18 protein-coding genes and 4 pseudogenes are annotated in these 22,396 nt (G+C 61.2%); 10 read left to right on the forward strand and 12 right to left on the reverse strand.

Annotated elements, in window-relative coordinates; genetic code table 11:
- Positions 1–290: 290 nt before the first annotated feature.
- The 3 genes from H9L05_RS21295 to H9L05_RS21305 form a co-directional block, all read right to left on the reverse strand.
- Complete coding sequence (locus H9L05_RS21295) at positions 291–989, reverse strand: LytR/AlgR family response regulator transcription factor (protein ID WP_187734377.1); 699 nt, start codon at positions 987–989, stop codon at positions 291–293.
- Between the two features lie 4 nt (positions 990–993).
- Entirely contained in the window at positions 994–2,460 is a 1,467-nt protein-coding gene (locus H9L05_RS21300; RefSeq protein ID WP_187734378.1) for a histidine kinase, read from the reverse strand.
- 430 nt (positions 2,461–2,890) lie between these two features.
- A complete protein-coding gene (locus H9L05_RS21305; RefSeq protein ID WP_187734379.1) occupies positions 2,891–3,685 on the reverse strand; it encodes a hypothetical protein in 795 nt (264 codons plus the stop codon).
- 74 nt (positions 3,686–3,759) lie between these two features.
- Here H9L05_RS21305 and H9L05_RS24435 point away from each other — a divergent pair.
- A pseudogene (locus H9L05_RS24435) lies at positions 3,760–4,995 on the forward strand (outer membrane beta-barrel family protein).
- Positions 4,996–5,018: 23 nt separating this feature from the next.
- Here the strand turns inward: H9L05_RS24435 and H9L05_RS21320 are convergent.
- Together H9L05_RS21320 and H9L05_RS21325 are read right to left on the reverse strand one after the other, a co-directional pair.
- On the reverse strand, positions 5,019–5,999 hold the full coding sequence (locus tag H9L05_RS21320; protein ID WP_223285011.1) for a tyrosine-type recombinase/integrase: 981 nt from the start codon (positions 5,997–5,999) through the stop codon (positions 5,019–5,021).
- A 93-nt stretch (positions 6,000–6,092) separates the two neighbouring features.
- The gene (locus tag H9L05_RS21325; protein WP_187734382.1) at positions 6,093–6,305 is read right to left on the reverse strand and encodes a hypothetical protein; all 213 of its coding nucleotides are present in this window, start codon (positions 6,303–6,305) and stop codon (positions 6,093–6,095) included.
- A 296-nt stretch (positions 6,306–6,601) separates the two neighbouring features.
- Between H9L05_RS21325 and H9L05_RS21330 the strand changes: the two genes are divergently transcribed.
- Positions 6,602–7,381: an HpcH/HpaI aldolase family protein gene (locus H9L05_RS21330; RefSeq protein WP_187734383.1), complete on the forward strand. Its 780-nt coding sequence runs from the start codon at positions 6,602–6,604 to the stop codon at positions 7,379–7,381.
- Positions 7,382–7,726: 345 nt separating this feature from the next.
- Here H9L05_RS21330 and H9L05_RS21335 read toward each other — a convergent pair whose 3' ends face one another.
- From H9L05_RS21335 to H9L05_RS21350, 4 genes are all read right to left on the reverse strand, one after another.
- Entirely contained in the window at positions 7,727–8,560 is an 834-nt protein-coding gene (locus H9L05_RS21335; protein WP_187734384.1) for a replication initiation protein, read from the reverse strand.
- Positions 8,476–8,856, reverse strand: a complete 381-nt coding sequence (locus H9L05_RS21340; RefSeq protein ID WP_187734385.1) for a replication initiation protein — start codon at positions 8,854–8,856, stop codon at positions 8,476–8,478. Before H9L05_RS21340 ends, H9L05_RS21335 begins: the two co-directional genes overlap by 85 nt.
- Before the next feature lie 40 nt (positions 8,857–8,896).
- A complete protein-coding gene (locus tag H9L05_RS21345) occupies positions 8,897–9,079 on the reverse strand; it encodes a hypothetical protein (RefSeq protein WP_187734386.1) in 183 nt (60 codons plus the stop codon).
- A gap of 453 nt (positions 9,080–9,532) precedes the next feature.
- Positions 9,533–9,694 carry a hypothetical protein gene (locus tag H9L05_RS21350; RefSeq protein ID WP_187734387.1) on the reverse strand — a complete coding sequence of 54 codons (162 nt, stop codon included), beginning with the start codon at positions 9,692–9,694 and terminating at the stop codon, positions 9,533–9,535.
- A gap of 1,301 nt (positions 9,695–10,995) precedes the next feature.
- On the opposite strand from H9L05_RS21350, the gene H9L05_RS21355 reads away from it, so the two are divergent.
- Complete coding sequence (locus H9L05_RS21355; protein ID WP_187734388.1) at positions 10,996–11,748, forward strand: ParA family protein; 753 nt, start codon at positions 10,996–10,998, stop codon at positions 11,746–11,748.
- A 90-nt stretch (positions 11,749–11,838) separates the two neighbouring features.
- Positions 11,839–12,147 (forward strand): hypothetical protein, encoded by a 309-nt coding sequence (locus tag H9L05_RS21360; RefSeq protein ID WP_187734389.1) that lies wholly within the window; start codon positions 11,839–11,841, stop codon positions 12,145–12,147.
- A 194-nt stretch (positions 12,148–12,341) separates the two neighbouring features.
- Here H9L05_RS21360 and H9L05_RS21365 read toward each other — a convergent pair whose 3' ends face one another.
- Complete coding sequence (locus H9L05_RS21365) at positions 12,342–12,551, reverse strand: hypothetical protein (protein WP_187734390.1); 210 nt, start codon at positions 12,549–12,551, stop codon at positions 12,342–12,344.
- Between the two features lie 259 nt (positions 12,552–12,810).
- Here H9L05_RS21365 and H9L05_RS21370 point away from each other — a divergent pair, with 259 nt between their 5' ends.
- From H9L05_RS21370 to H9L05_RS21380, 3 genes are all read left to right on the forward strand, one after another.
- Complete coding sequence (locus H9L05_RS21370; protein WP_187734391.1) at positions 12,811–13,083, forward strand: hypothetical protein; 273 nt, start codon at positions 12,811–12,813, stop codon at positions 13,081–13,083.
- A gap of 77 nt (positions 13,084–13,160) precedes the next feature.
- The gene (locus H9L05_RS21375) at positions 13,161–13,631 is read left to right on the forward strand and encodes a LexA family protein (RefSeq protein WP_187734392.1); all 471 of its coding nucleotides are present in this window, start codon (positions 13,161–13,163) and stop codon (positions 13,629–13,631) included.
- Entirely contained in the window at positions 13,615–14,910 is a 1,296-nt protein-coding gene (locus H9L05_RS21380) for a Y-family DNA polymerase (RefSeq protein ID WP_187734393.1), read from the forward strand. The genes H9L05_RS21375 and H9L05_RS21380 overlap by 17 nt, the downstream gene beginning before the upstream one ends.
- 139 nt (positions 14,911–15,049) lie before the next feature.
- Here H9L05_RS21380 and H9L05_RS21385 read toward each other — a convergent pair whose 3' ends face one another.
- Positions 15,050–16,036 (reverse strand): Gfo/Idh/MocA family protein, encoded by a 987-nt coding sequence (locus H9L05_RS21385; protein ID WP_187734394.1) that lies wholly within the window; start codon positions 16,034–16,036, stop codon positions 15,050–15,052.
- Between the two features lie 308 nt (positions 16,037–16,344).
- Here H9L05_RS21385 and H9L05_RS21390 point away from each other — a divergent pair.
- Both H9L05_RS21390 and H9L05_RS21395 read left to right on the forward strand, forming a co-directional pair.
- Positions 16,345–17,378, forward strand: a pseudogene (locus H9L05_RS21390) (threonine aldolase family protein).
- A 77-nt stretch (positions 17,379–17,455) separates the two neighbouring features.
- Entirely contained in the window at positions 17,456–19,042 is a 1,587-nt protein-coding gene (locus H9L05_RS21395; RefSeq protein WP_187734395.1) for an amidase family protein, read from the forward strand.
- Positions 19,043–19,084: 42 nt separating this feature from the next.
- Here H9L05_RS21395 and H9L05_RS21400 read toward each other — a convergent pair.
- Positions 19,085–20,034 (reverse strand): annotated as a pseudogene (locus H9L05_RS21400) (carbon-nitrogen hydrolase family protein).
- 1,771 nt (positions 20,035–21,805) lie between these two features.
- Between H9L05_RS21400 and H9L05_RS24440 the strand changes: the two are divergent.
- Positions 21,806–22,374: pseudogene (locus H9L05_RS24440) on the forward strand (alpha/beta hydrolase family protein).
- The last annotated feature ends 22 nt before the right edge of the window (positions 22,375–22,396 follow it).

The raw sequence follows: 22,396 nt of genomic DNA on the forward strand, positions 1-22,396 counted from the left end.
AACCGCTTGTTTATCCCGGGCTGAGGTGGGGGCCTGGGCCGTCATGGCGAGCAACCGAAGCAGCGGCGGGGGCAGCAGATAGGACAGACGTTTCATGGCGGAAGGATTTAAAGCCGGGTACTGCGTCCAATTTATTCTCCTGCCTGCCCCGCGGCCCGCATTTCTTCATGAACGGCGCTATTTCCTTACCAACGGCTCAAGGCCGGCGCCTCTGGGCTGTTCCGTTCAACGTCCCGCTCTATTCTTGGGCCCAGCTCCGGCCTGGCCGGCCCTTAGCTCCCCCGCCGCGGTTAGCCCAGCGCTTGTTTGAGTTCCTTGTACCGCTCGCGCCCGACCGGCAAGAGGGTCCCGCTGAGCAGTTCCAGCTCGTACTTACTGGAGCCATGGCTGAGCAGCTGGCGCACGTCGACCAGCCGCACGATGTAGGACTTGTGCACGCGCTGAAAATCCGGGGGCAGCACCGCTTGCAGTCGTTGCAGCGACTTGTCGTGCAGCTCCACGCTACCGTTGCGCAGGTGCAGTTCCGAGTAGATGCCCGCGCCCTTGATAAAGAGGACCTCAGCGATGTCGAGCAGCCGAATCGCTTGGCGGCGGCGCACGGCCAGGTATTTGAGCGGCGCGGCGGCGCGGAGCTCGCGGTGGTCGAAGCGCGCCAGGGCCTTTTGCAGCCGCTCCGCCGTCACGGGCTTACCCACGAAGTCCAGCACGCCGTAGTCAAAGGCTTCGATGGCGCGCTGCTTGTTGGCCGAGACGACGATGGTGTGAAAGGAGCCGGCCACGGCCTGCTGCAGCAACGCAAACCCGTCCTGCCCGTTCAGGTTCAGGTCCAGCAGCAGCAGGTCGATGGGCGTATCCTGCAGAAAGAACTGCGCGCTCTCGAGCGAGGGCTGCACCACCACGCTGCTGAGCCGCTCGCCCAGGGCTGCACGCAGCAAGCGCGCGAGGCGGCTGGCCACCAGGGCCTCGTCTTCGACAATGAGCACGCGCATGGCGCTACTGTGAGGGTGCCAAGAGGTCGATTTCCACGGCCCAGCCGTCACTGACCGGGGCCGAGCGCAGGCGCCAGGCCCCGGGAAAGGACTCTTCCAGGCGCATCTTGACGTAGCGCGAGCCGGTGCCCTCCACCACGGGCCGGCCGCAGGCGGCCGCGTCGCTGTCGTTGAAGAGGCGGTAGCGCACGCCCCGGCCCAGGGGCTCCTTGGTCAGCACGAAGCGCCCGGTGCCGCGCTGCGCGTAGCCGTGCGTCAGCCCGTTTTCGATGAGGGTGTGGAAGGTGGCCGGCGGCACCTGCTCGGTGCCCAGCAGGCCGCGGGTTTCGAGCACAAATTCCGACTGCCGGCGGAAGCCCATGATCTGGAGGTGGGTGCGGCAGATCTGCAGCTCGTCTTCGATGGAAATGAGTTTTTCCTCGGCGATGCTCGACACCAACTCAAATTCGGCGGCCAGCGCGTCAATGAGTTGATTGGCCTGCCGGGGGTTTTCCTCAATGAGCTCCTGCAGGGACATGAGCGTGTTGAGCAGAAAGTGCGGCTGGATGTTCTTGCGCAGCAGCTCGTTCTCCAGGCGCGCCGAGCGCAGCTGTGCCTGCTGCTGCGCCCGGTGCCGCTGCACCAGTTGCCGCCCGAGGGCGAAAGCCATGAGGCCGATAAAGCACACGATGCCCCAGTAGTAGCCCAGCGGCAGCAGCCAGAGGTAGCCCAGAAAGGTCAGGCCCGTCAGGCCCACGATGCCGGCCAGCGCCCAGCGGCTGACCTCGCGCCGCAGCCGCACGGCCAGCAGCCCGGCCGCCACCAACACCACCGTAAATACGACAAAGTAAAAGCTCACGGGCAGCCAACCGTACGCCGCGCCCGAAAATACCAGGGCCCCGGTCAGCCACCAGCGTGCGCGCGGCAGGCGCAGCTCCAGCACCAAAAACGCCAGCAGGCACAGGTTGTTGGCCAGCAGGGCCAGGTAGGAAACGTCGTGGACCAGCAGGAAGTACTCGGCCACGCTGGCGTCGGGCGCGGCGCCCCGCAGGCCCCCGTAGATTTTCAGGGCGTGCAAGCCGCAATAGGCGCTTAAGAAGAGGTAGGACCGCTGGCGGGCAAAGCCCACGTACAACAGCCCGCAAAACAGGGCCGAGGCCCCCAGGATCCCGATGATGAGCGTCGCGGAGGAAGTCTCCTGCTGCTGCTGGGCGAGCAGGCGCGGCCAGGTAGTTAAGGTGGCCACCGGCTGCCAGGGCCGGTCGGCAAAGTGCTGGTTGGACACGCGCACGAGCAGCGTGTGCGCCCCGGCCTGGGCTTGCGCCGGGGTGAGCGGCAGCTGCTGGTGCCAGCGCCCGGGCTGCTCTCCCTGGGGGCCGAGCCGGCCGTTGCGCTGCAGCAGCTGGCCGTCCCAGTACACCTCCGAGGCCGTGCTCCACCCCCGCAACACCAGCAGCATCGGGGTGCGGCTTTGGGCCTCGGAGATGGTCACCCGCGTGCGTAGCCACAGCTGCCGGGCCGGGCCCGGCTGCCCGTCGACGGCGGTGTTGCACCAGTACGCGGGCCGCCAAGGGCTGGCGGCGTCGGGCCGCCCGAACTCGGTTGTCCCGGCCGGCTTCCACCACCAGCTCGTCAGCCGTTGGGTAGGCGGGGCCGGGGCTTGGGCCCGCGCGGCCTGACGTATTCCCAGGCCGAAAAGCAGCAACCCGCAAAAAAGGAGAAACCGTCCCATCGGTGTTGGCGATTTGTAGAGACCCCTAAGTTAAAGGTATTCGGCACACCACCTCTGCTGGGGTGGCGGTTGCCGAATGCAGTTTAGTTGGTTCCCGTGGCCAACACGTGCGACTCACCCATACACCAACGCTCCGACACCCATGGCACCGATTCCACTCCGTGCTGTGGCCCCATAGAAGCGGCCTTTTTTAGCCTGAAAGGTCGCGTCCACTGCCGGGAGCTTGAAAAGGTACCCCAGCGTTTCGAAGATCAGGGCTGCGTTGTTGATGCCGTAAACTGTATTGACAAAAGCAGGTGGTCTCACCGACGAAATGAGGCCCCACGAGACGGCGGCGCAAAGGGCGTAAACCGAGAAATCCAGGGGGCTTTCCATCCGGGAAAGAACACAAAGAGGGTGAGAAAAGCCGGTACAGAAGGGCGAAAACAGGGATTTTAGCGATGTCTCGGTTGCGGTCCCGCGGATCGGCGTTCGGGTAGGTTGAAACAGCCGTATCGGCAGGGTGTATGGCACCCAAGAACAGGGGATTCATCATGCCAAAATGCGTGGCATAGTGGATGTTCGGCGGGAAGGCGTAGCGGATCGCCAACCCCTGAACGGGGTCGGGGCTAACCGGAAATGAAACGAGGATCTTGGGCAGATTAAACGCCTTGATTTGGCCGGCGGCAGTACGGAGCGCACCAAGCTGATAAATGAGTTTCCCGTTCAGCTGGATTTCACAAGCCCCTGCTTGCGGGATCGTTCGTGCCAGCGATTGCGGTCGCGTAGTACCGAATGCCAGGCGGAGCCGCAACCAGCTGATCAGCCCTTTTTTAAGCATTTGGGGCACCTCAAAAGTATCCTTCGTTGAATCCCCGCTTGTCTGCTTCGAGTCATTAAATGCTGCCTTCGCCCACTCCGGGTTATCGCCCGCCTGCCATTTCCAGCCTTTGTCGAGTACGAGGCCTTGTGCTAGGTACTGTAGGTAGCGATTAGGCCGTGGCATCGGTCCTTAGACAAGAACACCTCAGCGGCTTTCAACCTGTTGGGCCACGTTTCGCAAACGCTCCCTTGCGAGGGGTGACGAGTACCGGCTCTTGTTCATGTTTACCTGCAATAGGCGGAGTACTACGACTGCAGTGTAATGGTGACGCCCGGCACGGCCGAGTATTCAGGGCAGCCAGTGGCGGGGCAGCATTCGTCCGACAGCAGGCCGGCTCGTACCGCTACCAGTATCAGCAGGTGCTGCCGCAGGCTTACAGCTCTTACCAGCAGCAATCGGGCTCGTGGGAATACCAAGCCGGGCTGCGGGCCGAGTACACCGGGCAGCAAGCGCAGGTACTGCCCACGGGCTCCACCAGTCAGCGCATTTTTAACCTGTTTCCTTCGGCGACGGTGGCCCGCACCCTGCCCCACGACCAGCGCCTCCAGCTCAGCTACGCGCGCCGCCTGAACCGCCCCACCTTTCTGCAAATCGTGGCTTTGTCTATCTACTCCGATGCGCGCAACTAGCTGGTAGGCAGCCCCACTCTGCGCCCCGAGTACGTGCAGGTAGCCGAGCTGGGTTACCAAGCAAACCGGCAGTCCACGACGCTGAGCACGACCTTGTTTGGGCGTTTCGCCAACCAAGCTATTCAGAGCCTGCGCACGCTTGACACGCTGGCAACCCGCCGGAGCGGCCAGCCCGACTTTATCACCCGCACCAGCTACGCCAACTTCGGCCGCACCGCCAGCTACGGCCTGGAACTCTCGCTGACGCAACCCCTGACTACGTGGTGGAAACTGACGGCCAATGGCTCGTTTTACCGCAACCAAGTGGCCAGCTACGCTGGCGACGGTACCCGCGCCAACTTCCCCGGCCCGGCCTATTTGCTTAACCCTTTCAGCCCCACCAAAACGCTGGCCGTGCAGCTCAGCGGCACCTACCGCGCTCCGCTCGTAGTGCCGCAGGGCCGCTTGCTGGCCGTATACGGAATCGATGTGGCCCTGCGCCAACGCCTATTTCACAACCGAGCCGCGCTCACCCTGCGCGTCAGCGATGTGTTGAACACGCGCCGCCAGCATACGCAGCTCGCAGCCGAAGGACTCACCGCTAATTTCCAGACTAAGTACGAAACCCGCGTGGCCTACCTGGGATTCACTTGGTTTTTGGGCACCAATAAGCCTGCCAGCACGGTTGAGCAGCAGCCCAAGGCCGATACGGGGGTATGGGAGGAGGGTAGAGCTGGGCCGGTCGTCAGGCGACCAAGGCCATCGGCTAACCCGGGTGCAACCATTGCTGAAGCCAGCACCCGGAGTGTAATACGAATCTCTTAGCCCTGCCTGCGGCGGCCGGCCGGCTAGAGGCCTAAGTACTGGGCGGCGTTAAAGCGTTTCACGTCGTCGAGGCGGGCGTAGCGCTCGATCATGGCGTCAGTCTTCTGCTTGGTCTGGTTCTTTATGGCCTTGTTGGACTGGCCCGCCTCCACGGCAATGGTGACAAAGGAAGCCCGCAGGGAGTGGGCCGAGTAGGCCGGCCCCAGGTGGCGCTGGACCAGATCATTCACGCTTTGATCCGACAGGCGGGCCAGCCCCGGCCGGCCGGGCACCCCAGCGGCGCCCCGGTTCATGCGCGTAAACAACGGCCCGGTAGTTCGGCCCAGGCACTCGATCCATTCCTGCACGGCCCGCACGGGGCAGTAGTCGGCGGTGGGAGCGTAGAACACCGCCTTGTCTTCGGCCTCCCCGTACTGGTTGGTTTTGCTGCGCTGCAGGTGGATGAGCAGGGCCTGGCGGGTCAGCTCCACGTCCTCCACGTTCAGGGCTACCAGCTCCGAGCGGCGAAACGCCCCGGCAAAGCCCAGCAAGAGCAGGGCCCGGTCGCGCAGCCCGGTGGGAGTTGTCAAGTTCATCGCCCGCACGGCCTGCTTCAATTCTGCCACGGTAAAGGCCGGGGCCTGGCGCTGGCGCTTGCCCAGGACCCGGCCGATGCCGTCGAGTACCACGCCCAAGGCTTCGTGGGTGGTGGGCGACGGCTGCCCGGCCAGCTGGTGGAGCTTGGCGATGGCCGCTACGTGGCGGCGAATGGTCGCGAACTTCTTGCCCCGGTCGGCCAGCTGGGACGCATAGCCGGCCACGGTGGTGACCGCGGCTGGCAGGTAGCTCACTTGGTGGTGCTGGCAGTAGTCCTCGAAGCTGCGCAGATCGGCGGCGTAGCCGCGCTGGGTATTGGCCGCCCCCTGCAGACCCGCCTCCGCGTAGCGGCCCACGGAGGCGGGCATCTCCACGAGTGCGTGCGTGCGGGTGGGGATCAGGACCGGCAGCGACGACGGATTTTCCATGTAGCCTATAGATAAGGAGTAAATCGTTACTAACCTTGGGACGCCCAAACCTACGAACTTAGTACCGATAATCCTCACTTATCGGTACTAAGTTTAATTGGTCAAATCCCCCGCGCCATACTGCCGGCGCCACGCGCGCGGCGGGCCCTGGGTGCCCAGCAGCGTGGGGATGAGCCCATCCCAGGTGGCGTGGGTGTACTGCCCCACGGCCAGCGCGCCGAGCAGCTGGGCTACCTCCCGGTCCGGGTCGGCGGCGGCCACGTGCAGAAGCCAGGGTGTCAGATTTAATTGGCTGGTAAAGACCACCACACTGGCCAGCAGGAGCTCCTCGTCCGCGACCACCGGGGGGTGGCCGGCGAAGCGAATACCAGGTGGGGCCCGGCGGGCGCGGCAACTGGACCAGCACAATAACCAGGCAGTGGCGGTCTCCACCCATCGGCGCTGCCCGGACTCCGGCGCGGATAACCTTTGGCGGGCGGCAAACGGATTTCCGCGAAATCCCCATCTTACGCGGCCACTATCGGACGCCCTTACTCCCCTGACTGCATGCTCAATCAACTACGCGCCAAATTACAGCAGGGCACCCCACGCTGGGCACCTTCGTGCAGCTCGGGGACCCGGCCATCATCGAATGCCTGGCTTTGGCCGGGCTGGACTATGTCGTGCTGGATCTGGAACATGGCCCGGGCAGCGTGGCGGGGGCCGCCGCCCAGATCCTGGCCGCCGAACGCCACTCGCTGACCCCGCTGGTGCGGGTGAAGGATACTTCTCGGGCCGCGGTAATGAACCTGCTGGATCAGGGAGCCCAGGGGCTGGTGATTCCGGCCATCAAAACCGTGGAGGAGGTCCAGCGCCTGGTCCAATATGGCAAGTACGCGCCCCTGGGCGAGCGCGGCTTTGGCCCGTCCCGGGCCTCGGCCTTCAGCTACGCGCCGGCGCTGCAAAACTTGGGGGAGTATTTAGCACGCTGCAACCGCGAGACGTTGCTGCTGCCCCAGTGCGAAACCCGCGAGTGCCTGGAGCAGGTGGAGGAGATCGTGCAGGTGGAAGGCGTCGATGGCCTCTTCATTGGGCCCTTTGATCTGTCCATCGCCCTGGGCGTGCCGGCCCAGTTTGAGGCCGAAGTGATGCAGCGTGCGCTGCGGCGCATTCTTACTGCCTGCCAGGCGGCGGGCAAGTACTGTTTCATCTATGCGGATCGGACGCGGGCCCGGCAGCGCCTGGAAGAAGGTTTCCACAGCGTGGCGACCAGCATGGACACGGTCGAGCTCATCCACGCCTACCAGCGGCTTGTGCGCGCCGTGCGCGGGGAAGCCCCGGAGGGCGTACGTACCCGGACACCGAGAGAACAGCGGGCCGAGAGAACAGCGGAAAGGCGGTGAACAGGCGGGGCTTACGCCCAAGCGGGTAGCTCTCTTTCTCTACCTGAACCTATATGGGAAGCAGAAAGAGAACCTGCCTAGGCGACAAAAGTGGGTTGAGCATTGGAAAGTAGGAGCCCTATGATTTGTTCAAGGGCAAGTGGACCTAACTGTAATAGTACATTTTAGCACAAGAGCTTATATCCATTTAATGCTAAAATATACTTTTAAAAAACACCTCAAAATTAACTGTTTTAGTACAAAAGTATAAATAATGACCGGCTTAGCCCAGTCATTATTTATGTACTCCGGTAGCCCTCCAGTGCTGCCTGCTCCGGGAGCTGTTCCCCCTTTCTGGCCCCTCCCCTACCCCGAGCCCAGCGGGCGGTGGGTGGATTTACTTGAGGGTGGGGTACAGGCCGGGAACTCCGTTTTAAGCAGGTTGGTCGCCACCCCACCTAAGTTATCAAATACCTTGTTACCGGCCTCGTAATCGCGCAGCAAAGGATGGCTGACTTTCATGAGCTTGGCGATGCGAGCCTCGTCGTCCCCCATAAAGTCGAGCACGTGCTGAATCTGGGCCGCCGTCATTTTCAGCTTCTGCAGGCGCGTGACAATGCGCTGCTGCAGGGTGGGCAGCTCGGCGGCCAGGGCCAGGCTCATCTGCTTGTCCCCGGGCCGGGTTTTACTGCTGGTCCGCGGGGCGGCGGGCTCGGGGAAGCCGTCCTCCCCGAGCTGGGCCAGGGGCTTGGGGATGGTAAAGCGCACGCCCTTGACTTTCTTGCCTTCCTTGACGGGCTGGTAGCTGACCACCCACCCCAGGGAGTGCAGCTCCCGCAGGGCGGGCTCGAGCACGTAGCGCTTAAAGTCGTAGAACAGGGTATAGGTCACGTCGTTGTCATCCCCGAGCACCTGCTTGCGCAGGGTCTCAAAGTCTACCTCCCACAAACCCACGTCATCCCAGGACTTGAGCAGCCAGTACAGGCGGTGGGCGTGGGCGGACTTGAGCGTGAGCAGGGTCTCGATCTCCACGTGGGTATACTGCTCGGCCAGCTGGAGCAGGAAGGGCTTGATCTCGGGGGCAAAGTTGCCCGTCAAATAACCGGTGCCCTCATTCAGGTCGATGTAGCTGATGATGGAGTAGGCCGTAAAGCGCTTCTTGCTGCCGGTCTGGGACTCAATGCTGACCACCTTGGACATGAGGCTTTTGCATGCGTCGCGGATGGTCTCGTACACGCTCCCCCCTTCTTCTGGGTCATCACCCGGCTCAGGGGGATAGAGATGCCGGGCAGCTCGGTCTGGTCCTGGTGAATGCAGCCTAGGGCCAGGGCGAAGATGCGCGCCTCCACGTGGGTCAGCTTCAGCGGGGCCCGCACCAGGGCGTTGGCCTGGTAGGCGCGGGGGTAGAGGGCGGCGGGCGGCGACGAAGGGGGCAGCATGGGCAACGCGGGTTGGGCCGGGATAGGCGGTGAAGATAAGCGAAAAAGCGTGAACACAAAATCCATTCACGCAACAACCCGATAGGAGTGCCATTTTTCACGCAGATGAGGAAGGCGAGCTCACCGGGTGCCATTTTTCACGCAATTGGGGCGGGGCAGGGTTCCGGGTGCCATTTTTCACGCTGATGGTGCCGTTTTTCACGCAGGGGTGCCGTTTTTCACGCAATAGGGTGCCGTTTTTCACGTAGATGGTGCCGTTTTTCACGCGATAGGGTGCCATTTTTCACGCGACAGAGTGCCGTTTTTCACGTAGATAACGGGTTCAAACATTTGACTATCAATCAGTTAAAGCGCCCTGAATATAGAATAGTAAAGAATAGCTTAAGAAAACAGAAGAGGTTCGGCTTTTTTTTGAGAAAATAGAAACGCTTGGCAAGGCGGGAAAGCAGGCTGGAGCCAGGATAAAGATAGCTTCTAGGGGGTTCTGGGCCCCAGCAGGGAAACGGGAAAAGCGAGCGAACCGCTTGGTGGGGAGGGTATTATCTCCCCGGGCAATTGCGTGAAAAATGGCACCCCGCCCCCGTGCGGCGGCGGCGGGCGAACAAAAACTTCTTCTGCGTGAAAAATGGCACCCCAGTCTTCCCCACCCCCAAGCGGAGCCGGGCCCGAAGGATCGGCAAGGCCCCTCCCCTACCGGGGGGCAGTGGCTAGCTGGCCGGGATTACCGCCCGGCCTAGGGAACGGCCGAGGGAAGCCAGCTCGGCGCTCGCCGCCGGGCAGCTCCGGCCATACCGAGGCTGCCCGGCGGCTGGGGGGCGCTGCCAGCCGCCGGGGGCAAAGGCTTCTCGGCGTTGGGGTAGTGGTGAAGTTCCTTGGTCAGGGCCGCCGCCGTCACTTCCTTGAACAGGAAAACCGGCTCCCAAGTATCCCGTCTGCTTAAGCTTCAGGTAGGTCTCGCCGGTGACGGCCGTGGTAAACGGACAGCCAAACCGGCTCGTCTTCTACTGAGGGCGGGGGTCGGCTCAAGGCGTTCGGTGACGGAGGACAGGCCCTTAGTACCGAAGCGGGGCGCCCGATCTTCTTGGGACAACGCGCCGGCGTAAGCAGATGAGTCACCCAGTGCCTTAAAGCCATCTGTCGGGGTTTTGGTAATAGGTGTCGTGCTCTTGTAATCGGGATCCGTGGTTTTCGTAATCGCAGCCCCGGGGGCGGGGTTTTGGTAATAGCTACCCTCTCGACGCTGGTTACAGCAGCACCTGACTAATGGCCTCCCGGGCTTGGGAAAGCCATTTGGGGACTTTCTCCCCGGGGCGAGTACGGGTACTCTCCGCCGGGGCGGCCATGATAAATGACTGACCTGTTCCCAAACCCACGACGCCCCGGCCGCAACTCCCCAGCCAAGCCGATCAACTAGGGGTCGGCCGGCGCGCCGGGTGGGCTACCCTACCCATCTATTACCAAATCCACGTTACGCACCCCGGGGAAAGCTCCCTGCCGCTTCTTTAGCTCAACGCAGCCTGTGCCAGGCAGGCCGCGGGGCTTTTCTTCGTGGGTTTGGTAATAGATGATTCCCTACCCCCTCCGGGCTTTCGGGGCACTTAAGCATGCTTTACCAGGAGCAGGAGGGCAGGTCGGGCGCGCCGGCACAAACGGCGCCGGGATAACCCGGTCACCAGCGGGGCCGCCCCTCCCCTACCCCACGGGCAACCGCTTGCCGATGGCACTCCACCCGTCCGCGCGGCCCCCGGGCCCTCATTTCTGCGGGCGGAGAAGCGTAGCCGATTAATCTTGATGGTCAAGATCAGTCACTTCAGCTGGTCTGTCTTGATAATAAAGATTATCATGATAAGCTAGATGGACTTTAGTACAGGGTTGCTGCACCCAGGCAAAACCGGGGCCGCCTCCGGCTATGGCCACTTGTCTTTAGGAGCGTTATCCTGGACGGCTAAGGCCACCCGCCGCCCAGGGGCCGGTAAGCCCGTGCCCACTGGGCAAGTAAGCCGGCAATAAAGCAAAATATTTTTGCAAGATTATCCAGATAAAACAGATCATACAGATAAAGTAGATCAACTAGATAAAACAAATCATCCAGATAAGATAGATAATCAATATAAAGAATATAGTAATGATTATCTACCGCTGCTTGTTAATCTAGCTTATGTTGACCTTCTTTACCAGATATATACTCAAGATCATATGGAAATCTACACGTTCGCGTTACGGAAGGGAGGCACGGGCAAGAGCACGTCCGCCTGGGCAGTGGGTCATTGCATGGCCCAGGCGGGCCATCGGGTGCTCCTGGTGGATGCCGACAGCCAGGCGAACCTCACCCGGTGCCTGCCCTTGGTGGCCCCCGCTAAGAACCTGACGCAGGTCATCGACCACAAAGCCACGCTGCTCGACGTGATGCAGCCCGTGGGGCCCAACCTGTGGCTCGTGGCGGCGGATGAGTCCCTGGTGGTAGCCGAGAAGGGGCTCGGGGCGGACTTAGCGTATCCGCTGCTTTTCAAGAAGGCCCTCAAAAACCTGGCGGCGCATATCGATTACGTGCTGATCGATAGTCCGCCCAGCCCCAATTCCCCCTTGACGGTGGCGGCCCTGACCGCTTCCTCGAAAGTGTACGTGCCGGCCCAGCCCGAGCTCTTCAGCTTCGATGGCGTGAATAGCCTGCTGGAGCTGGTCGCGAAAATTCAGGACAGCTACAACCCGGAGCTGGAAGTAGGGGGTATTTTTCTCACCAAGTATGCCGCCACCTACCGCAAGGGCCTCCACCACCAGTTCGTCAAGCGCATGCGGGACCAGTTTGGCGCCCTGGTCATGCAAGCCACCATTCGGGACAACGTGGCTATCCCCGAAGCGCAGGTGCAGCGGCGGTCCCTGCACGAAACCGCCCCCAACTCCAATGCGCTTATGGATTATGAGGCCCTGACGCAAGAGATTCTTGCTTGATCATCTATTTTATCTTGATAGTATTAATAATCAAGATAAGAGGGATTGTCAATATTATCAAGATCATAAATATTATAAACACTGACTAGCATGGCATCCAAACCCAAATTCGACCTCGATCAGCTGTTACCCGCGAATCCCGACGATCTCTTGTTGAAGCCGAAAGCGACCAAGGCACCTGCGGCCCCGAGCGTAGCGCCCGAAGCGGAAGCGGTCAAGATCAAGTTCTCGAATCAGCTGCCGGTGGAGACGTGGCGCCAGTTGCACCAGTATTCCTTCTGGGAGCGGAAGGACCTCGCGACGGTACTCGACCAGGCGCTCCTGGCCTTTTTCGCGCAGCATCCCGAGTCCCAGCGCGAACTGCCGGAGGAGGAAAAGAAGCGGCGGAAGCTGCTGTAGGCTGCTAGCTATTCTTACTGCCCCCGTATCTTTTAACATTAGGCAATAGGAGGGAGCGCCTTCCCCTTCCCCAGGACAACAAGCCCGGCGCTAGCGGCTGTGGGGCCCGCGGCGTTAGCGCCGCGGAAACTATTCAGACGACCCGTACGGGTCGCCCTACCACGACTGGTCCGCTTGTCGGAAGAGGACCTACCCTAACTGCTCGACCCCAACGATTGTCCCAGGTCTGGCCAGACCACTGCCCGGCCTTTGTCCTGAATATCCCAGTTTTCCCGTTGCTGCGGGGTAGCCGTGTAGAGAAAGGTCGCCAGGGGCTGCGTATAGAAGAACGGCTTGACGGTGTTGTCCGATAAAAACACGTTGAGCATCGTCAGGCTCACGGTGACTTTGGTGATGGTCGCCATACAGGATAGTACGAGGAAAGGAAAAGGTCCACGGGCCGTGAAGGTCGGACTATTACCCCACAAATTGCAGGCTACCGAAAACAGAAAGGGGTATAGATTAGGCAGGGGATGGCTTCGCTAGGTAGCCGGGCGGGAGGCGGCCCCAGCAAAGCGCGTTGACCCCCGGAAGTAACTCTTCGCAGCGAGCATCCTGCGCGGGGGGCCAGGCTACCGGCCCTTGCCCGACTCCCCCGGCGACTACCCGGCCCCTTTCCGCTAGATGAAGCCTGCCGCTACTTCTTTTCAGGCCTTAGCTTTTACTGATGAACTGACGGCTATTGGGCAGTACGGTCACTTTCTCGCCCGGCGCTACGAAGAGCAGGACGCGGTCCACCTGTACCACTTTGAGGCGGGCTTTTTCGTGGAACTCACCTACGACCAGTTCGCCAATCGCCTCGTGCGCACGTGCACCTTTACCACTTCAGATTGCTTGGAGGACTACGCCGCCTCTATCGATCTGCGTGCCCTGGGACTAGGAGAGCAGGCCGGATAACTAAAATTATTGGCATTGTCTATACTAATTATATTAGTATAGCGTATACTTGCAGACCACCTAGCTGCTGTACCCCTATGCCTGAACTTGTTATCGTCTCGGTTCTCCGCGAACCGCTCTTCCTGCCGTACTTTGACCACTTGGTACCGGCCGGCTTTCCGTCCCCGGCCAGTGACCACCAGCCGGAGGAGCTGGATTTGAATGGCTTACTGCTGCCGCATCCCGATGCCACCTACCTCATTCGCTGCTTTGGCGACAGCATGACCGGGGGCGAAGATGGCATCCGTAGTGGCTCCTTGCTGGCCGTGGACTGCACGCTGACACCCCGCCCCAATGACGTGGTCATCGCCTCCATCGATGGCAGTGATTATACGCTCAAGCGCCTAATTCAGCGGCCCGACCAGTCGTGGTGGCTGGTGCCGGATAATCCTTCCTATCCGGCCTTTCCCATTGACTCACCCGATATGTTTACGGTGTGGGGGGTGGTGACGCACATCGTGAACGAAACTCGTCCCGGCAAACTTGGCCAGCATGTACGCCCTCGTTGATGGGAACAACTTTTATGTCAGCTGCGAGCGCGCCTTCCAGGCCAAGCTCGAAGGGGTACCAGTCATTGTGCTGAGTAATAATGACGGGGCGATTGTGTCCCGCTCGGCCGAAGCCAAAGCCCTGGGGCTGAAGATGGGGGAACCCCTCTTTCAGGTGCGCCACCTCGTCGAACAGCACCAGGTGCGGGTGTTCTCCAGCAACTACGCCCTCTACGGGGACATGAGCCGGCGCTTCATGTACTACCTGGCCTCCGTCGCCCCCGAAATCGAAATCTACTCCATCGACGAAGCCTTCCTGGATTTGCGGGGCATGGAACGCTACCATGGCGGCCTGGCGGCCTACGCGGCCAAGATTCGCATGGAGGTGCGGCGTCGGACGCACATTCCCGTTTGCATCGGGATTGCCCCAACGAAGACCTTAGCCAAGCTGGCCAACCGGGTAGCGAAGAAGAATGCTGACTTGGGGGGCATTTGTTACCTGAATACGGCGGAAAAGCGGCTGTGGGCCCTGGCGCAAATTGGGGTGGAGGACGTCTGGGGGATCGGCCACCAATACGCGACCAAGCTCTACGCGGCGGGCATCCGCACAGCGGCGGACCTAGCGCAGTGTACGGAGTCGTGGGCCCGCAAGCACCTGGGGGGCGTGGTCGGAGCGCGGCTCGTGCGGGAACTGCAAGGCACGGCGTGCCATGCGCTTCAGCCGAGTGAGGATGGCACGCTGGCCCGGCAAAGTATTGCCTGTACGCGTTCCTTTGGCACGCCGCTGTCCGCCTTTCCGGACCTGTTGGGCGCCGTGGGGGCTTTCACGTCGCGGGCGGCGGAGAAATTGCGGCGGCAAGGCTCGGCGGTCAATACCCTGACCGTGTTTATCAGCAAGAACCGCTTTGGCCCCGAGCCCCCACCTTACACTTTCTCCACGGTGATTACGCTGCCGATGGCGACGGATGACACCGGGGAGCTGCTCCGACATGTCCGGGTAGCCGTAAAGCGGATTTGGCAACCCAACACGGTCTACAAAAAGGCGGGGGTGGTGCTAGACGGGCTGGAAGCGGCGGGTCAGCAGCAGCTCAGCTTATTTGCTTGCCCCAACCGAGGCGAGGTCCGTGCTCAGCTCATGCACGAGTTGGACCGGCTCAATAAACGCTACGGGGCGGGTACCATAGGCTTCGCTACCGCCCTTTCCCCTCTAGGGAAGCACCACGCACCCTGGCTAGGGAAAGCGGACCGGCGAAGCGCCCGCTTCACGACCTGTTGGGACGAACTGTGGAGTATTCGCTAGGGCCAGAACACGCGGTAGGGGGCGCGAGCCGGCACAGGGGCGGGTTCCTGGTGCTACGAAAGGGGGGTAATCCACTAATCAGCGCAGCCCCAAGCCAGGGATCCCTGACGGCGTATCTCCCTCCGGAGCCCTTCCCGCCTCATCCTTCGCCCGGATAGCGCAGCCCGATCTGCGCGCGCACCGTGTCCAGTAGCTGCATCAGCTCCAGGCTGAAGGAGAGCGGCAAGAGCGGGCTTTCCAGCAAGCCCTGCGCCAGGCACTGCTGCACGTGCGCGGCTTCGTAGTGGTAGCCCAGCCCCTGCTTCTCGCAGGGAATCTCCTGCGCCTGCGGCTGTCCCGTGAGCTGTAGGCGCACGCCATCCGGCGCGTGAAACCGCCCCAGCAGCTGCAACTGGCCTTTCGTACCGTAGAGGATACACTGGTTGTCGGTGGGCGCGGCCAGGGTGGAAAATAAACTAGCCGTGGCCCCACTCGCGTAGGCGAGCACCAGGGCGCAGTTCACATCCACCCCGGTCGGGGCCAGCGTGGCCACGGCCCGCACCGTCTGGGGCTCGCCCAGGAAGAGCTTACTGATGAAGAGCGGGTAGACGCCAATGTCCAATAGGGAGCCGCCCGCCAGCGTGGGGTTGAACAGCCGCCCTTGGGGCTCGTAGGGCGCGGCAAAGCCAAAGTCGGCCACCAAGTGCTTCACCTCCCCGATCACACCCGCCTGCACCAGCTCAACGGCTTTGGTGACGGCGGGAAAGAAGCGGGTCCAGAACGCCTCCATCAGAAACACTTGCTGCTCTTGGGCGACGGTGATCATCTCGGCGGCCTGCTGCGCGTTCACAGCAAAGGCTTTCTCGCAGAGCACGGGCAGGCCCGCCCGCAAGCACAAGAGCGAGTGGGCGTGGTGCTCCGAGTGGGGCGTGGCAATATAGACGACGTCGATGCCGGGCACTTTCAGCAGCTCCTCGTAGCTGCCTACGGCATGGGCCGCGCCATGGCGGCCGGCGAAGCCCTGGGCTTTGGACAAACTGCGCGAGGCCACCGCGTGCAACCTAGCCTGCGGGACGAGCGCTAAGCTCTCAGCAAATTTATGGGCGATGTTGCCCAAACCTAGGATGGCCCAGTTATAGGTGCGCATAGCGTCGAAAGGAGAAGGGAGGGACGGTAAAGATAGGGCACATGGTCGGTACCACCTTGGTGGGACTGGTCAGGGAAGGCGCCCTAAGCGAGGCAGAACAGCCCCATCGTCCCGTCCGTTTACATCATGGCCCGTTTTCATAGACACGTTAGTGACGCTACGCGGCTGGTTAGCGCTCGCCCTATAAAAGACATACGGTCTGATAAGGGCGTCGTTCGCGTACCTTCTCCGCGGACAGTATACCATAGGCTGTTCGGTTACCTTTGCTCACTCTTTGCTCACTCTTCTCCGCCGCGGCGCTATCCAGCATGTACCTGTTCACCAACGATTACAGCGAAGGCTGCCATCCCGCCATTTTAGCGGCCCTCACCCAGAGCAACCGGAGCCAGCAGCCGGGCTACGGCGCCGATACGTTTACGGCGCAGGCCATTGCCCTGCTGCAGGCCCAACTGGCGGACCCCACGGCCGACATCCACTTGGTGGCCGGCGGCACCAGTGCCAACCTGCTGGCGATGGCCGCTTTTCTCAAGCCCTTCGAGTCCGTCCTGGCCGCGCAGACGGGGCACATCTGCGTCCACGAAGCGGGCGCGATCGAAGCCACCGGCCACAAAATCGAAGTCGCCGCGACGGCCGATGGCAAACTGCGGCCCGCAGACCTGGCCCCCTTGCTGGCCAAAAGCCCGCCCTTCCACACGGTCCGGCCGCGCTTGGTGTACGTTTCCAATCCCACGGAAATCGGCACGATCTACTCGCGGCAGGAACTTACGGACTTGTCGGCCTACTGCCAGGCTAATGGCCTGCTGTTGTACCTGGATGGCGCCCGCTTACCGATGGCGCTGACGGCCGCCACCAATGACCTGACGCTGGCTGACATTGGCCGCCTGACCGATGCCTTTTACCTGGGCGGCACCAAATGTGGCGCCCTGCTGGGCGAGGCGCTGGTGATCACCAACCCGGCCCTGCAGCCCGACTTCAAGTACCACCTCAAGCAGCGGGGGCCTTGCTTTCCAAGGGCCGGGTGCTGGGTATCCAGTTTCTGACCTTGCTGCAGGACGACCTGCTGCTGACCCTGGCCCGGCACGCGAATGCCTTGGCGCAGCGACTGGCACAGGCCGTGCAGGACCTAGGCTATTCGTTTTTGACCGTTTCCCATACCAACCAGATTTTTCCTGTTCTGCCCTATCGCGTGATTGAGCAGCTCGCGCCCGACTTTGGCTTTTACGTGTGGAAACCCATCGATGCAGAGCAGGCCGCCATTCGCCTGATTACCTCCTGGGCCACGCCGCCCGAAGCGGTCGATGATTTCATTGCGGCGCTGCGCGCGCATAGCCCCGCCCGGTGAACAGCGGATGAAGAAGGGTAGGCTACCTATATTGGGGCAACGAGACAGCTTCTCACCTACTACTTTTTCCTCGTCGCATGCGCCGCCTCCTCTGTATTGGTTTGTTCCTGCTCCTGGCCAGTGCCCTCGGGCGAGCGGGCTATCCACTCCCCTCCCAGCGCCCGCGTCCCTCCCAGCCGGCGTTCCCCCTGCTCGAGACGACGATCGCCGCCATTCACCAGGCATTTCGTCAGGGCGACTGCAGCTGCGAACAGTTAGTCACCGCTTATCTGCGGCGCATCCAGGCCTATGACCAGCCCACCAAGCTCAACGCCTTGGTGCTGACCAACCCGCAGGCCCTGGAAGTAGCCCGGCAACTCGATACAGAATACCGGAAAACCAAGAAGCTACGGCCTCTGCACTGCATCCCGCTTATCGTCAAGGACAACTATAACACGGCGGGCCTGCAAACCACGGCCGGCTCGCTGGCCCTGAAGGGCTTTGTGCCATCGGAGGATGCCACCGTCGTTAAACGCCTCAAGGCGGCGGGGGCCTTGGTGCTGGCCAAGTCCAACATGGCCGAGTGGGCCTTTAGCCCCATGGTCTCCATTAGCTCGATTGCGGGCGAAACGCTCAATCCTTATAACCTGCTGCACGTGCCGGCGGGCTCGAGCGGGGGCACGGCCGCCGCCGTAGCGGCTAATCTGGGCACGGTAGGGCTGGGCACCGACACGGGTAACTCCATCCGCGGCCCCTCTTCGCACACAGCCTTGGTCGGCTTCCGTCCTACGCTGGGTTTGGTGAGCCGCGCCGGCATTGCCCCCCTGTATTTGCGCAACGACACGGGCGGGCCGATGACCCGTACGGTGGCCGATGCCACTCGCCTGCTGGAGGTCATCGCCGGCTACGACCCGGCCGACCCGCTGACCAAATACAGCCAGGGCAAAACTTTACCAGCGGGCTACCAGCAGTTCTTACGGAAGGATGGCCTGAAAGGCGCCCGCATCGGCGTGCTGCGCACGCTGAGCGAACGCCAGCCTGATCCGCAGGTCAAAGCTTTGTTTGAGCAGGCCCTGGCCGATCTGCGCCAAGCGGGCGCCGAGATCATTGATCCGGTGCAGATACCCGACTTTGAGCAGGTAAGCAAAGATCAGTGGTGCGCGGTGTTCCAGCACGATATCAATGCTTATCTGGGCTCCTTAGGCCCCACGGCCCCCGTCAAGAATCTGCAGGAGATCATTGCCTCGGGCAAGTTTGCCCCCTACATCGCCGAGAACCTTTCCTATCACCAGCAGCAGGCGGAAGTACCTACGGCGACGGCCTGCACGGATGCCTACACTGATCCCAAACGCGTGGCCTTCCGCCGAGCGGTGACCGAAGTGATGGACCGCTATAAGGTGGGGGCGCTGGTATACCCGACCTGGAATAACCCACCCGCGAAAGTCGGGGACCCGAAGGGCTACCAGGGCGATAACAGCCAGCTGATCGCGCCCCATACGGGCCAGCCAGCCTTCACGGTGCCGATGGGCTATACCTATGATAATCTGCCCGCGGGCCTGCAGTTTCTGGGCCGTTCCTTTGATGAGGCTACGCTGATTCAGTACACTTTTGCCTATGAGCAAGCCACGAAGCGTCGGAAATCGCCGCCCCTCTTTCCCGAGATGCCGCGCGTTAAGCGTAAGTAGAAGCAAGGCTCATAACCCAGCCATCGCTGTTATTATGCCATTTTACGAAGTAAGATTTGCCTGCTCTGGAGTAACCGATAGCGTGGCCGGCTGATTTACCACGGTCAACTGAAACACATCCGGGCGGGCGTAGTGACCGACGCAGTCAAAGTCTAACTTGCTTTTGGCCAGCACCGACGCGTCTACTTCGGCCGTTAATAAGCCTTCTTGGTCCCACAAGGGGCCAGCCAGGATCTCTCCCAGCGGGGAGATGATCACGCTGCCGCCCCGGCTCATGATCTCCGGCTCGTGGAGTAGGTCGGCCTGGTAGCGGTCGGGATAATCGCTTTTGCGCACAAACTGGTTGCTGGCCAACACGTAGCAGCGCCCTTCTAAAGCGATGTGTTGCATCGTGGCCTGCCAGGAGTCGCGGGCGTCAGCAGTAGGCGCCAGATAGATCTCGATGCCTTTCTGATAGAGCGCGGTGCGGGCCAGGGGCATGTAGTTTTCCCAGCAAATGAGCCCACCTACCCGGCCCAGGTCCGTGGCAAAGCTCACCAGGGAACTGCCATCACTCTCCCCCCAGATGTAGCGTTCCAAACCCGTGGGCTTGAGCTTGCGGTGTTTACCCAATAAGAAACCATCCTTGCCAAAGTACAGCAGGGTACAGTAGAGCGTGCCCCGATCGGTTCTTTTTCGGTAATGCCCAGGGCCACGAACAAGCCGGCTTGGCGAATGGCCTCTTGGATGCGCTTAATACCCGGCGACTCTACCGCCAGGCTATTTTCCCAGTAGTCCAGCCACATCGCCCGGCCCTTCTCGGTGCGCCGGCCCACAATAGCCTCAAAGGTCAGGCCCCGCGGATAGCAGGGGATAAACGACTCGGGGAAGAGCAGCAGCTGACAGCCCGCCTCGGTGCCGCGTTGAATCCAGCTGATCACCAGATCCACACTTTTTTCGGCGTCAAAAAGCGCGGGAGTCGCTTGTACGACGCCTACTTTACTCGTTTTCATGGGGTAATAAGTTAGCTGCATGTCCAGCCGTGAGGGCGCTGACTTATAGGCACGTAGTGCAAGTAGTATACATTCACCAGTCAGCTTAAGGAAGCGCAGGACTTTTTCGTTATTATATGATTTGCTCAAATGGTAGTGTAATCAGCAATTTGGACCAAGAATAGTTCTCAGGCCAATTATTAACGGATGTAACGCACCGTATCGACTTGTTGCGTGGAAAAGTGCTTTCCGGACGATACAAACCGTCAACCTTTTTCAGGACGACACAAAAATCTAGAGCGCCCTATTATTCGACCGTTTTTATGGACGCCAACACGGCTCTTGGTACGGCATAGACGGGACATCCGAAGGGGTAAAACGCCGCCCCAGGACATCCCCTGCATTACCCTCGCCTTTTCGCTTTACTTGTCCGATAAAAGCCTAGCTTACAGTAACAAAGAACCCGACTAGCAGAGACCCTTCCTTCCCCCACTCCACCATGACAACCCGCCCTTGGCAACCCCTGCCTCTTCTCTGTCTGCTGCTCTGGTTAGCCGTGCCGAGTGCTGCGCAGCCCGACCAAGCGAAACTCCGCGCGGACGTGGTGGCCATGGCCAGCATAGGGTATAGTAGAGCGGGCAGTTATCTGGCCAGTGGGAAGGAAGTGGTATTTATCGCCAATCTGAGCGGCTCCCCCAGGTGTGGAAAATGCCCGCCGCGGGTGGCCAGCCCGTGCAACTGACCAAGCTTGCCGATCCGGTCACGGCCATGGTGCCTTCGCCTAAGCAGAACCTGATTGCCTTTCAGGTCGCCCCGGGGGCGGCTTGAATGCCCAGCTCTACGTGATGCAGGGCGATGGCCGGGGCGTCAAGCAAGTAACTACAGGCGGCAAGACCAACAACTTCCTGGGCACCTGGAGCCCGGATGGCACGCTGCTCAGCTTTGGTTCCAACGAACAGAACCCCACCGGGGTAGACTTCTTTATCTATGACGCGACGAAAGGCACTGCTACCTTAGCCGTCCAGAATAAGGGGACGGGGGGATCGTGGCCTTTTCCCCCGACAATAAGCAGGTATTGGTCACCCGCCTGGCCAGCCGGGGCAGCAATGACTTGTACCTGTATAATCTGGCAACCAAGGAAGAAAAGCTCCTCACCCGGCACGAGGGCCCCGGCACCTTCTTCGGCGAAATCGCTCCCTCCGGGCAGGTGTACCTGGGCTTTAATAAGGACCGCGACTTGCTCGCTTTTGGCCAAAGCACCCCGCATAGTATTCAACTACTGGCCGAGCGGAAAGACGCCGAGTTAGCTGATTTCACGCTGAATCATGCCGGCACCCAGGCCGTGCTGGTCTGGAATGAAAAGGGGCGCAATAAGCTGACCTTGTTTGATTTGAAAACCAACAAGGAAACCCAACAGTTGGTCTTGCCGGTCGAGTTAGTGGCAGGGGTCGCCTTTTCCCCCAATGATCAAACGATCATCTTTACCGGCTCGGGCTCGAAAGAGCCGACGAATATCTGGGTGTATACCCTGGGCAGCAACCATTTCCGCAAGCTCACGGACAGCCCCCATCCCGGCGTGAACTTAGCCACGCTCGTGGCCCCGGAGCTGGTCTCCTTCCCTTCCTTTGACGGGGTGCCCCTGAGCGGCTGGCTTTATAAACCCCAGACCGGGAAGGGGCCTTTTCCCACGGTCATCAGCTACCACGGCGGGCCCGAAGGCCAGTCGGTGCCCAGCCTGAACCCGACGGCCCAGGCCCTGGTGCAACAGGGCGTGGCTTTTTTTCTGCCCAATGTGCGGGGCTCCTCGGGCTTTGGCAAAGCGTTTTTGAACCTGGACAACGGGCCGCTGCGCGTGAATGGCGTGAAAGACATCAAAGCCGTGTCGGACTATTTAGTGCAGGCCGGCCTGGCCAAGGCCGGGGCCTTAGGCATCATGGGGGCTCCTACGGGGGCTACATGGTCATGGCCGGCGTCACGCAGTATCCGGACATGTTTGCCGCCGGGGCCAACCTGTTCGGGGTGGTCAACTTCGAAACCTTCTTTCAGCATACCGAACCCTGGATGGCGGCTATCTCCACGGTGGAGTACGGGGACCCCGTCACGCAGGCGGCCCTGCTGCGGGAGCTCTCCCCCATTCACAAAGCCGACCTCATCAAAACTCCGTTGCTCGTGGAGCACGGCGCCAACGATACCAACGTGCCGGTAGTCGAAGCCGAACAGGTAGTGGCCGCGCTCAAGAAAAACAACGTGCCGGTGCAGTATACCCTGTTTCCCGATGAAGGGCACGGCTGGCAAAAGACCAGTAACCGCATTACCTCCACGGTGGAGATTGTGGACTGGTTTACCAGTCGACTCAAGTGAGAGGGGAGGAAGGCAAGGGAGG

Source organism: Hymenobacter qilianensis, from assembly GCF_014489555.1.
GTDB lineage: Bacteria > Bacteroidota > Bacteroidia > Cytophagales > Hymenobacteraceae > Hymenobacter > Hymenobacter qilianensis.

What these genes read in the sequence shown, in the direction of transcription:
- H9L05_RS21380 (WP_187734393.1), top strand. Translation starts at nt 13,615, where the DNA reads ATGTACGCCCTCGTTGATGGGAACAACTTTTATGTCAGCTGCGAGCGC.
- H9L05_RS21370 (WP_187734391.1), top strand. Translation starts at nt 12,811, where the DNA reads ATGAAGCCTGCCGCTACTTCTTTTCAGGCCTTAGCTTTTACTGATGAA.
- H9L05_RS21320 (WP_223285011.1), bottom strand. Translation starts at nt 5,999, where the DNA reads ATGGAAAATCCGTCGTCGCTGCCGGTCCTGATCCCCACCCGCACGCAC.
- H9L05_RS21365 (WP_187734390.1), bottom strand. Translation starts at nt 12,551, where the DNA reads ATGGCGACCATCACCAAAGTCACCGTGAGCCTGACGATGCTCAACGTG.
- H9L05_RS21335 (WP_187734384.1), bottom strand. Translation starts at nt 8,560, where the DNA reads ATGTCCAAGGTGGTCAGCATTGAGTCCCAGACCGGCAGCAAGAAGCGC.
- H9L05_RS21375 (WP_187734392.1), top strand. Translation starts at nt 13,161, where the DNA reads ATGCCTGAACTTGTTATCGTCTCGGTTCTCCGCGAACCGCTCTTCCTG.
- H9L05_RS21355 (WP_187734388.1), top strand. Translation starts at nt 10,996, where the DNA reads ATGGAAATCTACACGTTCGCGTTACGGAAGGGAGGCACGGGCAAGAGC.
- H9L05_RS21385 (WP_187734394.1), bottom strand. Translation starts at nt 16,036, where the DNA reads ATGCGCACCTATAACTGGGCCATCCTAGGTTTGGGCAACATCGCCCAT.
- H9L05_RS21395 (WP_187734395.1), top strand. Translation starts at nt 17,456, where the DNA reads ATGCGCCGCCTCCTCTGTATTGGTTTGTTCCTGCTCCTGGCCAGTGCC.
- H9L05_RS21305 (WP_187734379.1), bottom strand. Translation starts at nt 3,685, where the DNA reads ATGCCACGGCCTAATCGCTACCTACAGTACCTAGCACAAGGCCTCGTA.
- H9L05_RS21345 (WP_187734386.1), bottom strand. Translation starts at nt 9,079, where the DNA reads ATGGCACCCTATCGCGTGAAAAACGGCACCATCTACGTGAAAAACGGC.
- H9L05_RS21295 (WP_187734377.1), bottom strand. Translation starts at nt 989, where the DNA reads ATGCGCGTGCTCATTGTCGAAGACGAGGCCCTGGTGGCCAGCCGCCTC.
- H9L05_RS21360 (WP_187734389.1), top strand. Translation starts at nt 11,839, where the DNA reads ATGGCATCCAAACCCAAATTCGACCTCGATCAGCTGTTACCCGCGAAT.